10 protein-coding genes and 1 pseudogene are annotated in these 16,761 nt (G+C 43.0%); 1 reads left to right on the forward strand and 10 read right to left on the reverse strand.

Translation table 11 applies throughout. The annotated features are described in order from the left end of the window. Positions 1-35: 35 nt before the first annotated feature. The 4 genes from HMPREF9007_RS02385 to HMPREF9007_RS02370 are packed head-to-tail and all read right to left on the reverse strand — an operon-like array spanning position 36 to position 5,269. The gene (locus HMPREF9007_RS02385; RefSeq protein WP_008763532.1) at positions 36-845 is read right to left on the reverse strand and encodes an energy transducer TonB; all 810 of its coding nucleotides are present in this window, start codon (positions 843-845) and stop codon (positions 36-38) included. Continuing rightward, positions 842-1,468 carry a radical SAM protein gene (locus HMPREF9007_RS02380; protein WP_008763533.1) on the reverse strand — a complete coding sequence of 209 codons (627 nt, stop codon included), beginning with the start codon at positions 1,466-1,468 and terminating at the stop codon, positions 842-844. Before HMPREF9007_RS02380 ends, HMPREF9007_RS02385 begins: the two co-directional genes overlap by 4 nt. Continuing rightward, complete coding sequence (locus HMPREF9007_RS02375) at positions 1,468-4,650, reverse strand: UvrD-helicase domain-containing protein (RefSeq protein WP_277754716.1); 3,183 nt, start codon at positions 4,648-4,650, stop codon at positions 1,468-1,470. Before HMPREF9007_RS02375 ends, HMPREF9007_RS02380 begins: the two co-directional genes overlap by 1 nt. Positions 4,651-4,660: 10 nt before the next feature. Beyond that, a complete protein-coding gene (locus HMPREF9007_RS02370; RefSeq protein WP_008763535.1) occupies positions 4,661-5,269 on the reverse strand; it encodes an RNA polymerase sigma-70 factor in 609 nt (202 codons plus the stop codon). A 163-nt stretch (positions 5,270-5,432) separates the two neighbouring features. Here HMPREF9007_RS02370 and HMPREF9007_RS02365 point away from each other — a divergent pair, with 163 nt between their 5' ends. Further along, positions 5,433-6,425: a FecR domain-containing protein gene (locus HMPREF9007_RS02365; RefSeq protein WP_008763536.1), complete on the forward strand. Its 993-nt coding sequence runs from the start codon at positions 5,433-5,435 to the stop codon at positions 6,423-6,425. A gap of 59 nt (positions 6,426-6,484) precedes the next feature. Here the strand turns inward: HMPREF9007_RS02365 and HMPREF9007_RS02360 are convergent, their stop codons facing one another. The 6 genes and pseudogenes from HMPREF9007_RS02360 to HMPREF9007_RS02335 all read right to left on the reverse strand — a co-directional run bounded on the left by HMPREF9007_RS02360 (position 6,485) and on the right by HMPREF9007_RS02335 (position 16,730). Next, on the reverse strand, positions 6,485-8,806 hold the full coding sequence (locus tag HMPREF9007_RS02360) for a family 20 glycosylhydrolase (RefSeq protein ID WP_008763537.1): 2,322 nt from the start codon (positions 8,804-8,806) through the stop codon (positions 6,485-6,487). A gap of 127 nt (positions 8,807-8,933) precedes the next feature. Beyond that, positions 8,934-9,842, reverse strand: a complete 909-nt coding sequence (locus tag HMPREF9007_RS02355; RefSeq protein ID WP_032850749.1) for a DUF4999 domain-containing protein — start codon at positions 9,840-9,842, stop codon at positions 8,934-8,936. Between the two features lie 29 nt (positions 9,843-9,871). Next, on the reverse strand, positions 9,872-11,053 hold the full coding sequence (locus tag HMPREF9007_RS02350) for a DUF1735 and LamG domain-containing protein (protein ID WP_008763539.1): 1,182 nt from the start codon (positions 11,051-11,053) through the stop codon (positions 9,872-9,874). 6 nt (positions 11,054-11,059) lie between these two features. After that, positions 11,060-12,187, reverse strand: a complete 1,128-nt coding sequence (locus HMPREF9007_RS02345; RefSeq protein WP_008763540.1) for a glycoside hydrolase family 18 — start codon at positions 12,185-12,187, stop codon at positions 11,060-11,062. Positions 12,188-12,211: 24 nt separating this feature from the next. Then, positions 12,212-13,756, reverse strand: a complete 1,545-nt coding sequence (locus HMPREF9007_RS02340; protein WP_008763541.1) for a SusD/RagB family nutrient-binding outer membrane lipoprotein — start codon at positions 13,754-13,756, stop codon at positions 12,212-12,214. 18 nt (positions 13,757-13,774) lie between these two features. Further along, positions 13,775-16,730: pseudogene (locus tag HMPREF9007_RS02335) on the reverse strand (SusC/RagA family TonB-linked outer membrane protein). Positions 16,731-16,761 lie beyond the last annotated feature (31 nt).

Here is a 16,761-nt window from a genome sequence, read left to right on the forward strand (position 1 = left end):
ATCAATTATAAGTTTTTTCTATCTTAGATATTTGTTTATTGCAGCCTGAACATTACAGGAATCGTAAAGCGGACGGCTACTTTCGTTCCGTCATCCAGTTCTCCCGGTTTCCATTTAGGCATAAGACCGACGACACGTAATGCTTCTTTATCCAGATAAGGATCTACACCACGTACAACTTTGGGTTGAACTATATTTCCTTCTTTATCTACGATAAATTGTACAATGGCGCGGCCTTGACATACACCTCCCTGGGACATTGAGGGGTATCTTATGTTTGCACTAATGAATTTCATTAGTTCTCGTGCTCCTCCCGGAAATTCAGGCATGACAGCAGCCACTTCTAATACATCGGTAAGCGAATCTTTTTCAGAAAGCGAGTCTTTTACCGTTATTATATCGCCTGATATAGGAGTAATCTCAATTAATCCCATCTCTTGGGGTAGTTCAGGTAATTCTTGTTTGTTTACTGTATCTTTCTCTACCATAGGTATAGTATCTTCTACAGGAGTCGGGCATATTTCTCCAAACATTACACTAGCATTGGTAGAGTCACTGATAGTTTCCTGGTTAGTTCCTTTATTAGGAGAACTACTACATGAAGTCATCGGTGCCATTGCTACCAGTCCGGCAGATATCCCCAATATAGTTATGGCTTTTCCAGCCATCCGTTTACGTTCCAACTGTTGTTCCAGATAACGTACTTCGGCTTCGCATTTGGGACAAGTGCCCAGACAATCACCCTGATATTGACACTCGGAAGTAATGAACTCAATATCATTAGCTTCTGCTATTTGTCTGCGGATATCCTTTAATATCTTGCAGGTTTGTTTTCCTCGTTTCATGGCTGACAATTGTTAGGTGTTTTATAAGTAAACCGATCGAATTGGATGATTCCCATTTCTTTCAGTAAACGGATGCTATTATCGACGTCGTTCTCTGTATTGTATGCGGGAATGACGGGGGTACGGACAATGATTTGTTCGTTTTTTCCGTGCTCAATCAAATATTGAAGATTATGCAGGACTTTTTCATTATTTTTTCCGGTGTACTTCTGGTATATGGTATTATTAATGTCTTTGATATCGATGATATAAGAATCGACAACAGGTACTAGTTTCTCTATATTCTCTTGCGTTACATTGAGTGACGTTTCTACGGAAAGCTGCCATTCCTGTCCACAGAGTTGACGGAATTCATAAATGAAATCGCTCTGTAAACAAGGTTCTCCGCCTCCGAATGTAATGCCTCCGTTAGTGGCTAGAAAGTATAATTCATCCTGTCGGACTTCCTCATAAAGCTGCTCGCAGTCATAGTTCTTCCATATACCTTCTGAGTGCAGAGATTGCGGATTGAGGCAATATTTGCAGCGCAGCGGGCAGCCATGGAAAGCCACCAGAGTAGTGACTCCCTCTCCATCAGTACTGAGCCGATGGCGGCTAATTCCTATGAGCGGTGCGGCTTTCATTATTTCACTTTTACAATTAGCTCTTCATCTACGTACCACAGGTAGCCGGTGATATTTTTATATCCCATCTTAGTAAGCAGTTGCATATATCCTTTTACTTGTTTGTTATATTGGAGGTTCTCTTTACCGAATTTGAAGTCAACTACAACTACTTGACCGTCTTTCATCATTACACGGTCGGGACGTCGGGTTTGCAACACCCCTTTTTCTTTGTAAATGATGGCACATTCGTTAAACAGAGTCCATTCACCCGAATACCAGTTCTGAATCTCCGGGGAGGAGAATGCTTTTCGGGCTACTTCCCGTATTTCTTCGGCCTTTTCGCTGCTGGCGATGACCCCTTCGAAAATGAGGCGCTCAATAGCCGGATCAATATCTTCTGCTGTTTCTATGGCAGAAAATAGCGTGTGCAACATACGTCCGCGATGAATGAAACGGTCATCCGATTCTTCTTCCTCGATCCCCTGAATGAAATCGGCGGAGCGGTTGGATTGACGGAATTCAATCTCATGACGCATGGACTCCATGTGGACAGGCAACTTATCTGGCTTCTGAGTCAGTTTATTAGTCGAAGTTTTTGCTTTTTCTTCTTCCGAAGGACAGAGTTCTCCTTGCTCATAGCAGTCCTCCTCCCAGTCGAGGCCTTCTTTGAGGGCAACTACAGGCAGTGTATTGGCCAACAGTTCGGACATGGTTCCTTTTTGTCCTTTCTTGCTCCAGATGATCAGATTCTTTCCGGCACGGGTGAAGGCTACATAAAGCAGGTTGAGATTGTCTACCCACAGTTGAAGACGTTCCAGCAGATAATCGTTCCCATAGATAGATTCGGCCATTTGTGTCGAGTAATTGATGGGAAGGATATCCATGGCATTGAACGGAGCTTCCTGAGGGGCACACCATACCAGTTGGTTATTCGTTTCATTCTCCAGTTTCCAGTCGCAGAAGGGAAGGAGTACTGTATGAAATTCCAATCCTTTGGATTTGTGGATGGAGAAGATTCGGATACCTTCCACTTCACCGCTGGGAATGGTTTTGCTGCACAGCGTCTCATCCCAGTAGCGGATAAAACCGTCGAGCTCCGAGGAGTTACTTTGCAAATAATCCGTTACGGCATCGAAGAAGGCAAACAGATAGGCATCCTGTTCTTCAATGTGACTCATTTCGAAGATGCTGAATAGTTCTTCCAGCAATTCGTAGAGAGGCATGAGACGGAGTTCTTTCTGCTTTTCAAGAAATGCGGGCGGCAGATAGTTTTCTATCGGAAGGAGCAGAAGGGTGTTCCAGTCCAGATTCTTTTGCAGAACTTCGTTCTGATAGGCTATTGCCAGTTGGGCCCGTGCAATTTTATTGCTCTCGTCGGATAGAAATCGCAGTGCGTCTATCATCATGCAGATGGCAAGAGAGGCATCGAGGCGGAAGGCTTCGTCTGATACAATTTTATAATGTAACTCTTTGTCGAAGTAGTCCGCGATGCGGGGAATACTTTTGTTCTTGCGTACAAGGATAGCTATGTCATTCAGCCGTACACCGGAAGAAAGCAGATGCTCTACTTCTTCACCGAGACTTATCAGCGTCTGGTCTGTATAGTCATGCGCTTCGTCCGGTTCCAGAAAAGTGGCTTTGACATATCCTTTCTGTACACTTCGCGGAGATTCCTGTACCACATCGGCATAGGCTTTCTGAAGATCATCGCAATCTTTGCCCAACTGTTTTTTGTATACTTCGTTCAGGTAATTTACAGCAGCAGTGAATATTTGGTTGTTGAACCGGATGACATTGGTCTCACTTCTCCGGTTGGTGGCTAAGGTCTTTACCTTGATGGGGAAATGCTCGATGCGGTCGTTCAGACCGTTAAGGATTCCCCAGTCACCGTTTCGCCAGCGGTAGATGGACTGTTTGACGTCTCCTACTATCAGGCTGTCTGCTCCTTGTGAAAGCCCTTCGAGCAGGAGCAGTTTGAAATTTCCCCATTGCATCCGGCTGGTGTCTTGAAACTCGTCGATCATGACATTGCGGATGTTGGTTCCTATCTTTTCGAACACGAAAGAGGAATCTCCGTCCTTAACCAGTTGATGGAGCAGGGCATTGGTATCTGATAAAAGGAACCGGTTGTTGTCATGGTTCAGCTGTCGCACTTCTTCGTCGATATTGGCGAGAAGCTGTACCTTGTTGAGATGCTGCAGGGAAAGCCGGCAACTATTTAGCAGGAGATTGTTTTTAGAACGCAGCTTCTCCGCATCCTCCAGCATCTGCATCAGGCTGGATTTCGCAAGATCAATAATATCGGCAAACCGTGGAGATGTTTTAGTAGCCCAGTGTTTGGCATCTTCCAGGCATTTCTCTACAGTGGCATTGCGGATGTCATTACTTAGAATGCCATTGTTCAGCTTACGGAAATAGCTGCCGATTCCCCGTGAACCGTTTTTTAGTTCATCTGCGGTAAGGGCGTGTCCTTCCAGTTCTCCTTCAAACTGGTCATAGAATCCTTTCATTTGCTCCAGGATTTCTGTTTCCAAAGCTTTCAGCTGCTTGCGGTATTCTTTGATGGTATCCGGATTGCGGAGGCGCTGGCGGAGACCTTCACCTTTTTCTATATATCCTTCGTCGAAGATGTTGCGCCCGAAATTTTTGACTTCATCCGATACATTCCAGCGTTTGTCATCAGCTATTCGTTCGTTGATGTAGTCTAACAGCCATGCGAGGACAGGAGAGGTGGGACCCAGTTTCTCAATCATGCTGTCCACCGCATCACTGAGTACTTCCGCATTGTTCAGTTCGATATTCAGATTCGGACTGAGTTCTAGCTCACGAGCCAGATTGCGCATGACGGACTGGAAAAAAGAATCGATGGTTTCTACACGGAAACGACTGTAGTCGTGCAGCATATATCCGAGGGCGATTCCTGCGGCTTCCCGTATTTCCTGTTCTGTCCTCTTTGTTTCTTCTTTGATGCGGTTCAGGTAGGCCTCGGAATCTTTGTCACCGATCTGAATGCCGTATAGCTGACTGAGAATACGTTCTTTCATTTCTGCTGTTGCCTTATTGGTAAAGGTAACAGCGAGAATCTGCCGGTAGGCACGTGGATTCAGTATCAGCAACTTTATGTATTCCACTGCAAGGGTAAAGGTTTTGCCTGAACCTGCCGAGGCTTTATAGACTAGGAGTTCACTCATGCTTTTGATATGAATTGTTTCATGATTGTTTGAATATGTCAAGCCCGAAATAAAGAATAAATAAAGGCAAATAGTCTTTTAGGGCAATGCGTAATAGCTTTAAAGCCTGTCCGATACGATAGTTAACGGTTTGGGGAGAGACGTTCAGCTTTTCTGCAATTTCTTTATGGGTCATCCGGTGATTACGATTCATTTCGTATGCTTCCCGATAATCTTTGGGAAGCTGTTTCAGAGCATTCTCATAAAGGCGGAACAACTCATTTTCCAGATAAAAGTCAGGATTGTCGAATTCTTTCTCGAATTTTTCTGTAATCTCCTGATGTACTTTTCGTCTGATCTCGAAATGGGAAATACGGTTCAGAGCTTTGTTTTTGACAATAGTAAAGAGAAGCGTTTTCAATGTAAGCTCTTCCATAAGACTACAGCGGTTTTCCCATAACCACATCATCGTGTCCTGTACAATCTCCTCAATCTCCTCCTGCTCGCTGACATATTGCGAACAAAAGGCGCACAATCTACGGAAATAATACCTGTAGACAGCGTCGAATACATATTCTTCGCCTGCTTTCAAGGCATTGATGATAGATTTATTATTGTTAATATCTAGGTATATAGGAGGTTGTTGCATTCTTCATTATTTTTTATGCAGAGCAAAAATAATGAAAGCAATGAAAGAAACGAAATAAAACGGGAGAAAATATTTTTTTCTTTTTTAGTTTAGTATATTTGCGCTGCCAACTGTATTAATAACAGAGGTATTATATTTTTTTATAGTAAAAGGATGATTGAACATGGATGAATCTATCTTGATGAACTACCTGAGGGGAGGATGCAATGACGAAGAATGTCAGCAGGTAGAACTATGGTGTGAAGAAGCACCGGAAAACCGACAAATACTAGAGCAGCTATATTATACCCTTTTTGTAGGCGACCGTATGGCAGTGATGGATGCTGTAGACACAGAAGCGTCACTGACGAAGTTTAAGTCGCTCGTACGTGAAAAGGAGAAAAAAGCCAAGCGAAGAAGTATATCGGTTCGATGGGGACGTTATGCGTCCGCGACAGCCGCTTTTCTGGCAGGTCTTGTTTTCGCAGGCGGAATTGCGTGGGGATTGCTTTCCAATAAACTTTCTGATTATACAGTGATGACTACCGGTGGACAGAGAGCGCAAACAGTGCTTCCGGACGGTAGTAAGGTTTGGCTGAATGCATCTACGAAGCTTATTTACCGTAACTCTTTCTGGAGTACGGATCGTCAGATTGATTTGTCGGGCGAGGCTTACTTTGAAGTGGCTCGTGACAAGCATGCTCCATTCATTGTAAATACGAAGCATATTAAGACTTGTGTATTGGGTACAAAGTTTAATGTACGGGCACGTGAAGAAGAGGACAGGGTAGTGACCACTCTTTTACAAGGTTCTGTACGAATGGAATCTCCACGAACCGTCAATAATGGCTATCTGCTGAAACCGGGACAAACGTTGAACATTAATACAACGACCTATCAGGCTGAATTAATAGAATATGCCGAGCCGACCGAAGTTCTTCTGTGGATTAACGGAAAACTGAAATTCAAGCAACATTCATTGCTGGAGATTACAAATATTATGGAGAAACTATATGACTTGAAGTTTGTGTATGATGACGAAAGTCTGAAGACCGAACGGTTTACCGGTGAATTCTCTACTGATAATCTTCCGGACGAAATATTGAATGTATTGATGCATACAAATCACTTCAGCTATAAGAAGGAAGGACGGATTATTCGATTGTCTAAAAAATAAAGAGGATAAAGAGAATGTTAAAAAAAGGTATGTCGCCCAGCGACATACCTTTTTAAGTTTTATTCCAGCCCTATTTCATCTACGAATATAAATGCCGGTCTTCCTTTACCCCAATGCCATACCGGTAGGTTATATTCCGGACGGGCTGTTATTTTCACATAACGTGCCTGCACTGTATCGAAAGAAAGTTCATGGGTATAGATGCCATTCTTATCTTCCTTACTGACGGCGGGGTAAACTTCGGATTTTACTTCTTTGTACTCTTTTCCATCGTTTGATACGGCTACGGAAAGTTCGCGTAAATCAAGAATTTCTTCTCCTATTTCTACGTAGGTGCGTACCCATGCTTTGCTTATCGGAGTCTCATGTTGCAGGTCAATCACTGCTTCAAGATCGTTCTGATAGAAGGCAATCCATCGTCCGGTACGGTAATTTCTGCTTCCTGCCAGTCCGTCAATGAGTGTATTCTTTCCTTCGAATTTATACTTTTCATTAATGGGCTGCTGCATGGTGATCGGCTTCATGGTGGCTTTGTTGAATTTGATATCCTCTTTCAACACTGCACTACTGCCGTTGGGACGGATAGTGATTGCTTTCAGTGTGCAGCTTTGGCCGATTTTCAGTGTGTCCGTGTATATATTGGAACTGGCTGTGGGGTCACTGCCATCGAGTGTATAGTAGACCGGAGCATTATCAATAGTGGATAAGGCAACATTCAATACGTTGGCTTCGGTATCAGGGATATATTGGGAATTTACCTGGAAGATATGTTTGGCATAGTTATATTGATTGATGTCATAGACAGCGATCAGTCCGGGTAATCGTTTCAGGAAATCCGCATATTCCTTTTTCTCCGGCATAGTCCACTGTACTTCTGATAATGCGGCCATACGGGGTAGTTCCATATATTCTACCTGACTATAAGTAGGGATATATTCCGTCCATAAGTTGGCTTGTATGCCTACGATATGCTTAGCTTCTTCGGGAGTGAGTATCTGAGGAACCGGTTCGTAGCTATATACCTTTTCTAAAGGTACATACCCTCCGATAGCAGGCGGTTCATTGTCTGTATCCATGGTCTGATAGTAATCGAAGTACAGGAATGAACTGGGTGTCATGATTGCGTCATGTTTATGCTTCACTGCTTCAATTCCTCCTTCTATACCTCTCCATGACATCACAGTGGCATTGGGTGCCAGTCCTCCTTCCAGTATTTCTTCCCAACCAATGATCTGACGTCCCTTGCCGTTAAGAAACTGTTCAGCATAATTAATGATATAACTCTGAAGCCTTTGTTCGGCTGTGTGATCTTTATCGGCTTTTAGTCCCAGTTCCTTGATACGTGCCTGACATTTCGGGCATTTCTCCCAACGTACCTTCGGGCATTCATCACCGCCGACATGAATATATTCGGATGGGAAAATATCTATAATTTCATTCAGGACATCTTCTATAAATGTCAGTGTCTTGTCATTTCCGGCACAGAGCACATCTTCTGATACTCCCCACATTTTCCATACTTCATAGGGGCCGCCCGTGCAACCCAATTCGGGGTAAGCAGCAAGCGCAGCCTGCATATGTCCCGGAAGGTCAATTTCCGGTATTACTGTGATATGGCGTTCCTGTGCATATTTTACAATCTCCCTAGCTTCATCCTGTGTGTAAAAACCGCTATAGGGAATGCCGTCATATTCTCCAGAATTATGTCCGATGACTGTCTCCGAGCGTTTGGAACCGATAGTGGTCAACTCCGGACGTTTTTTGATTTCAATTCTCCATCCCTGATCATCGGTCAGATGCCAGTGAAGACGGTTGATATTGTGTAAAGCCATCATATCAATAAAGCGTTTGACAGAGTCGGCCGGGAAGAAATGGCGTGAAACATCTAAATGTACTCCGCGATAGGAGAAACGTGGATAGTCGTTAATTTCGGCAGCAGGAAGGCTTATGTCTCCTTTGTTTGTAATTGGGAGTGACTTCCGTAAAGTCTGTATGCCATAAAAAGTTCCTGCTTCTGAAGTACCTGTGATGGTTACGTTGTCTTGGGTTACTTTTAGTTGATATGCTTCGGCATTGTCTGCATTCAGACCTGTTGCTAAGATTATTGCGTTTGAAGTGACTAGCTCGTCAGTGACTTTCAGCTTTTTGCCGGACATCTGATGAATGTATTCCGCCAACAGATTTGCATTTTGCTGCATTTCCTTGTTATCTTTCGGATAGACGATGGAAGTACGGTCATTTAGTACAAAGTTTCCGGTCGTAATTTTGATTTCCTGAGGCAGAGGAATAACTTCGTAGTTTGCCTGCTGAATAACTCCTGAAGAACAGGAAAATAGTCCACTGCATAAAAGAATGACTCCTAATAGATGATGTTTTTTCATTTTATCTAATTTATGTTTGCTAAAGGTGGATTGTAGCTCTATATAAAAACAAGAGCAAACTTATACATTTTTCTTGTAAGTCTGCTCTTGTCCGGTATTTTATTGATGGAAAACTTATTCCATACACTTATTCCCAAGAATATATATAGAATCTTGTAATATCTACACGACCGGGAACAGTGATCATCTGATACTTCAGATAGCGTGTTTTGACACTTTCTTCAAATGTGATAGTCTGAGTTCCTCCCTTTGTAGTCCATTGACCGATGGATACCCATTTTTCGCCATCTTCAGATGTGAATATCTCGACTTTCGTAGGAGCATATCCAGCTCCCCAATGTCTGGTTTGAATGCCTGTCAGAGTTTTCACTGTTTTTAGGTCAACAGTCAACCAGAAAGGTATTCCGTTGGTCGCAACATCACTGCTTCCTGTTCCTGCGACCGAGTTTGATTCAGGATTTTCTACTCCTTCCATAAAGGTGAAGATCCAGTCTTTAGCATTGGTGAGCAGTACATTCTCCTTTTTCCTTTCAGCGCTTTTAGAGATTTTCAGCACTATCTCCTGATAGTATGCTGCATTGGCAACATCTGTTGCTGTTGATTCTATACCTGTTATTTTTATTCTCAGAGTATAGTTTGCCTCTCCTTTGATACTTTCCAACTCATCCCAGTCCGTAATACTTAAGGTAATAGGTTCTGAAGCTGTAGCATTTGCCTTTATTACGGCTGTTTTGGAAGTTAAGTTGATCTTATCTGCTGAGATTCCATCACAGGTAGCGTCAATATTTACATTTATATCCTGAGCAACAGCTTTTTGTGTTGTAGCCATAAACTGAAACTCAACACTGCCTTCAATACCTTCTTCTTCCACATGCTTTAGTGTAAACGAAGGAGTCGGTCTCAAATAATCTGCCGGCAATAAAGAAACATAGCTCATATCCCATTCGTTGACCGAATCATCATCGCTGCAAGATGAGAAGAAAGGGATCATTGCACTCATGAGTGTAATGATTATTGATTGAAATACTTTATTCATAGTAACTATATTAAAATTGTACCATCATTTTATTTCCATGGAGTAGCTTCATCTGTAGACAGAATCTTATCTATCCACACAGGAGTGACTGTTGTGGTAATAGTATGCCCTTTACCGGTAGCATCTTCAAATACATTACCTTTACCTTCATTGAATCTCCAATAAGCTTCTAATCCCGGAGATTTTGGACTTGTGATAGTCATGTTGTTCTGAATCTGAATTTCCGACCGGCATACAGACCAGATACGGGCTTCACTTACCAAGATTTTACATCCGCTCCACCAGCTACCGCCACTGAACCAACTCATATTACCAAATATACAAGGTCCGCCGGCAACGTCTTTTGAACCTCCGTCTTTACCGTTAATATAGATACGATATTTAGAACCATTGTATGTCACAGCAAGATGTTGCCACTTATTAGGTTCGAAAGAGTAGGTCGGATTCAGATAGGTTTCATGAGTCTGAATCTGAACTAATGAGTGAGCTTTGTGGTCACTATTGTCGCTTTGCGGATCTTCGAAACGCAATAACAAGCTCTTGCCGTCGCTGCCGGATGTGCTGAATACTGCACGGTTACGATTGGCAGTATTGCTTACCTGGAAACGAACTTCGACAGTAAACTCGTTGTAGGTTTCAGGAGCTTCAGAGAATTTCTTGGCTACGAGTTCTGTACTTCCGACAAATTGCGGGGCGGAAAATTCCATGATACTATTGGCAAGAATCACCAAGCTGCCGGTAACAGGCATTACATCAATACTACCTTGTTTGGCTACCAGGCGTACGGGTAAAGCATATGATTCACCGGATGCATTCATTTCCTCGGAGAATGCTTTGATATGTATGGAAATAGGATCTGCATTATAAGCACCTGCCTTAATCGTAATATTGTCCGGAAGGGTGTAATGGGTTTCCGGCAATGCGATGTAGTTTGTACCATTAGCCTTGTTGTATGCGTCAAGAGCAGCCTGATCTATTGCCAGACTATAGCTGTTGTCTTTCTGTTGTGTATTGCTGATATGCGCGTTCAGTGTGACATTGGTTTCACCGCTGCCCATAACAGTCACTTTGGTGCTTGTTGCAGTTAAAGCTTCTTCGAAGAAGACGTGCGTGTCCAATGTACTATAATTCGCATCGTCACAGCCGATCCATGTACCGCCTGCGATAAGCGATATCAACAAGAAGTTTCTTATGTTTTTAATCTGTTTCATAGTGAATTAATATTTAATTAACGGTTTGGTAGAAGGATTCATAATCTGGATAGCTTTGCGTAGATTCTTGTATTCCGGATTTGTCGGATACTCTGCTTCCATATGATAGCTTCCTACTCCGCCTTTACGGAAACCATTTTTCGGTTGCCAGCGTGCCATTCCTTCCAAAGATTTCATGCTGTTGCCATAACGGTCGGTATAAGGATATCCGCCATCCATAGCAGCATCTACAGCCTCAAAGTTTTCGGTCATGATGGTCATCTTTGTGATTTGCTCTTCGGACATTACGCTACCGTAAGTCTGAACGAGTCCCGGACCTGCTACACCACCGTCTATCAGACGTTTGTCCAGATTGTTGTCATTACCGGGTTTATAGGCCTGAATGATAAAGTAATCAAAGTAAGGGCCTACATCGGGTCTGTTCTTTATACTTTGCGGTTCGCCGTCAATGATCAATAACTTGCCGGTTCCCGATTTAGGACCGAAGTGTTTGCCAAGTTCGTCTACGAATATGAACATTCTGTCATCGTCGTCCACAATGTTACCTTTATTACCATAGTTTGGTTCGTAGTCGATATCGAATCCGTCATAGCCGTATTTGTTGATCGTATCAGCGATAGCATTTGCATATTTGCGGATAGATGCTTCGACGGCTTCTTTATCAGACTCGTCCGAAGGCCAGCCCCAGAAATCATTAACAGCTTCCTGTTGGCTTGCGAATCCCATTGACTCCCAATTGTCATATATATGTTGTGGAGTGATCTGTGTACCTACCGAAGTGATGATAAAGCACATGGTGAAGCGAGTTCCTTTTACTTCTTGACAGAACTTGAGATCCTTCTTTTGCGCTTCTGTAATATTCGACCAATTCCCCCAGATGGAAACGACATCCACGCTATCCGGGATTCCTGCCATGCTGTTTACTAATGAAGCGCCTTCGCCTGTCCAGTTGCCGAACCATCCGAAAGCTTTGGGATGATCAGACTTTTTATATGCGCGCAGGGCTGCATAGTATTCTTCTGAAGGACCTTCGAAGTAATCTTTTGCTTCTGATTCTGTCCAGTCATTACAGCTCACCCATATTGGGGTGCTCAACGCTAACAATAAAAAATATAGTAAATAATTCTTTTTCATATTAATTCTAGTTAGGAGGTTATATTAATTAGTTTTTCCCCACGACAAATCTGTGGCTTCATTATCCGGACCACCATTTTTCAGATACGAAACACCTTGCTGATAATTGGAATGGTTGTTCTGTACTTCCGTGTAAGGGAATCTCAGACGACGCATACCACGCTTGCTGTCTACTCCTGATGGAGACAGATTGTCGATGCAAGGATAGAGTTCCGGATAACCGGTACGGCGATATTCAGCCCATGCTTCCAGTCCCAACGGATAGTTGGCTATCCATTTCTGAGTAATGATACGCTGAAGATTTTCTTCTTCATTGTTGTCATTCCATGCAACGGCAACGGTGTTGGAGATGGTATATGCATGGCCTCTGGGATCATTATTATGTGATACTGTCGGTTTTTCGGTATTTGTCAGATAATTGTCAGGCATTGTTGTGCCGTACTGTTCCATGGAGAGTTTGATTCCTTCTTCATAGTACTCTTTAGCCGATTTATTGCCGACAGACCAGTTCTTCAGTTTGCCTTCCGCACGGAGGAATGCTGTTTCAGCAGCGCAGAATACCAATAGCTTTGAAGTTCCTGTGATGGCCGGTATGGAATAACCTGCAACGTCACTTTTGGCAAAACCATCTTCTCCGGAGCGCATGCCCACATATTCCTGAGTGTGACCAGTGAATGTTGAATGGTTGAAGTATTTAGACATACGCGGATCACCGTATCCGTTCATATAATCAACGATATTGGCATTGACACGCAAATCACCCCAGCTTACAGCTGCCAATTGGTAAGGGTTTGTCTGCGAGCCGCAATCCATCATGGCATTGTCATTATTTGCTTCGATCAGTCCGGCTTCATGAAATGCGGCAGCTTCCGCATTTTCTTTTGCCATCTCCGGATATGCTGTACTGATGCGGATAGCCACCCTCAGTCGCATGGAATTTGCGAGTCTTGCCCAGTTGGCATAATTGCCGCTGAATATAGGGTCGTTGCTGGCGAGCGGTGCGTTACCATTGGTATCTTTGTAATAGTTATAGAGTACGTTGGCAGCGCTTGCAAAATCTTCCATTATATTCTTATAGACTTGTTCTTCTGTGTCATAAGCTACATAGAAGTTACCTTTTTTCACTTGACTGTAGGGCATCGGACCGTAACAATCGGCAACACGCAGCATGGTTATGGCCCGTATCATACGTGCAAAAGCATAATAGTGCCCGCTTTCATTAGTTGCTTCCTGTATCTGGAAGAAATTACCGTATATTTTCTCGAAATTAGTATTCCAGGGACCTGCATTCCAGGCATCACTTTGATTGAATGTGCCGAAGTTAGTGCCGCTCCATACATTCGCACATGTCAGATAGCCTCCTAACTGACCGACCATCTGATCCATCATCTGCGAGTCATTCTGTTGAATGTTTACGATCGTCTCAATCATTGACTTCATCAAAGTAGAAGGGTCAGCTTCATGAATCTGGAATTGATTGGTGTTGTATTCTTCAAAATTACCGGTACAACTCCCGGCAACTAATACCAAAGCAGTACCGACTGTTATATTTCTTAGATATTTCTTCATAATAATTTTCTCATTAATTTAGAATTGTACTTTTACATTAAATCCTATATTGCGCATGCTTGGTTGCATGAAGTAGTCCACATTCATATAGTAGTTACTGGATGTAGAAGCAGACAATTCAGGGTCAAACGGTGCTTTGCAATAGATCATCCACAGGTTGCGTCCTACAAGCCCGAAGGTTACATTGGCTACATTGTTCAGCCATTTCTTGGGAAGTGTATAGCTAAGACTGAGTTCCTGAAGACGGACATTGGTGGCACTGTATAAATAGTATCTTCCGTAACCGCCTTCACCGGTACCGATGGTCTGATAGTATTTCTGTGTATCTACTTTTCCGTTATTCATTGGTACACCTTTATTGTCACGTGCATTTGCCGTGATACTTGATACGCCATAGTAGTCCAGAACACCTTGCGTGGCTGAGTATGCCAGACCACCTACACGTGCGGAAAGTACGACTCCCATATTGATTCCTTTGTAAGTGAAATTGTTGGTCCAGCCTAAATTATAGTTGGCGTTCAAATTTCCGACTTTGGTAGGAGTCTCTGCCGTATGCATACTAAGTCCTCCGGTCTGAGCATCCACTTTTATATTTCCGTTATTATCTTTGGTTAATTCATTGTACACGTATATGTCGGTCATTGTACCTCCTTCTGTCAAGATTACTCGGGGAGCTACATTCTCTTTACCAAGCCATCCTACAGGCATGTTTGGCATATCGATCAGTTCGCCCGTTACAGGGTTGGTGCTACCGCCTGCCAGACGTTTTACCTTGTTGCGGTTCAGAGTGAAAGTAGCATTTGATGCCCATCTGAATCCTGCCCATTCGTCGGTGAAGCCGAGCGCCAGTTCGATTCCTTGGTTTTGTACATTACCAGTCTGAACGATTGCCTTATTATATCCGGAGGAAGAGGGAATATCTACTTTAAATGTCTGGTTTAAAGTATTGGAACGATAATAGGTTGCGTCCAGATTGAAGCGGTTTTCCCAGAACTTCAAGTTCAGACCGATTTCCCATGATTTGGTTTTCTCCGGTTTCAGATTATCCATCGGGTAAACTGTCGGGTTTGCCCAGTTGTGAGTCTGGCTGTTATATTCATATCCCGGGTTAGTCAGGTAACGGTCGAAAGAAGAGGCTACAACTGTGTAAGAACCACGTACTTTTGCATAAGATATGATTTTAGGCAGAGTGAACATTTCCGTCAGTACAGCCGATAAGCCGACAGAAGGGTAGAAATATGAAGACTGATTGGAGAAAGCCAGTTTGGAATCCCAGTCATTACGTCCGGTCAACGTGAGGTAAAGTTGACTTCTCCATCCTAATTCGACATTAGCGAATATACTTTGTACTTCGTCATCGTATCCGTCCGGTAGTGGTTTATAGTTTGCAGCGTAATTAATATTATTCAGTGCAAAGAAGTTAGGTATAATCAGGTCACCAGCAAAGCCGATTGTCTGCATGGAAGTGTGATAAAGTGACATACCTATATTGGTATTCAGACGGAAATCTCCGAATGTTTTATCAACAGTAGCCATTAAATCGGTATATAAAGAACGTTCCTGACGCATAGCATCTTCAAAACCACCATTGACAGAGCAGAAAGTGGCAAGTGTTGAAGCGTATTTTTCTGTTTTGTTACGATAATCCGAGTTGTCCAAATTGACACGTCCGGTGATATTTAACCAGTCTGTAACTTTCCATTTCAGAGAGGCATTCAGCATATAGCGTTTTTTGTCAGAGGTACGTCTGATGCGGTTTTGAGTCCAGTAAGGATTCTGCAAAGACAGTCCGCCGTCGCCATAAGGCCAGTATTGTTTCATAAATCCGTAATTTGTATCGTAACGTTCGTACAGGCGGATTTCATCAAAATTATCTCCGCGTGGAAACAGATACAAAGCGGGTAGGGGATTGTAATATTGTCCCTGAGATACCATATTGGTATTATTCTGTATGATATATTGCGCACCGATATCCAGTGTCAGCTTATCATTCAGGAAGTTAGTTGTATTGCGTGCGGTAAAGTTATAGCGGTTGTAGCTGTTATTTGGTAAAATACCATCTGAATTTGTCGTGGAAGCTGAGAAGTAAGTCTGATTTTTATCGCTTCCTGTCGATAATGTAATGGAGTTTATAATATTACTACCGGTATTGAAGAAGTCTTTCGGATCATATCTTTTATCTGTCAGATCTCCCCAGCTGAACAAGCCTGAACTTGTTCCGTATCTGTTCTGCATCTCAGGCATAATATATGCCTTGGAGAAGGTCGTACTATTGGAAACAGTAAGTGATATCTTTTCTTTTTTCCCTTTCTTTGTGTTAACCAGGACTACTCCATTGGCTGCGGCAGAGCCATAAAGGGCAGCAGCTGACGGTCCGGTCATCATACTTATACTTTCTATATCGTCCGGGTTTAAGTCTGCTACTGCATCAGAACCACCCATTGATCCGTACTGACCGTCACCACCACTTGAACCTGTGTTAAACATAGGTACACCGTCAATCACATATAAAGCATTGTTATTCTTGGTCAATGACTTCATACCACGCATTACAACACGTGTAGCACCACCGGCACCTGTAGCACCGCTGCTTATCTGCACACCGGCTACTTTACCTGCAAGCGAATTGATAAAGTTGGCATCTTTCACCGCTGTTAAAGCTTCTCCCTTTACTTGCTGTACATTATAACTCAACGCTTTTTGTTCACGTTTGATACCCAACGCAGTAACTACTACTTCGTCCAAGGTTTGCGTGTCTTCACCCATTGTGACTTTTAGGGGTTGGGCGTTGGCAAGCGTGATTGATTGGGAGGCATAACCGATATAGGAGATTTCTAACACATCACCTTTGGCAGCTTGTATTTTGAATTTCCATCCATATCAGTAATCGCACCAGTAGCTGTTCCTTTCACCAGAATGCTAACTCCAATTAAGGTTCACCTTGTGCATCTGTTACTGTTCCCGTTGCAACGATTGGTGTTTTTTTCTGTTGTTCTACTTCTTTC

This window comes from Bacteroides sp. 1_1_14 (assembly GCF_000162515.1).
Classification (GTDB): Bacteria; Bacteroidota; Bacteroidia; order Bacteroidales; family Bacteroidaceae; genus Bacteroides; species Bacteroides thetaiotaomicron.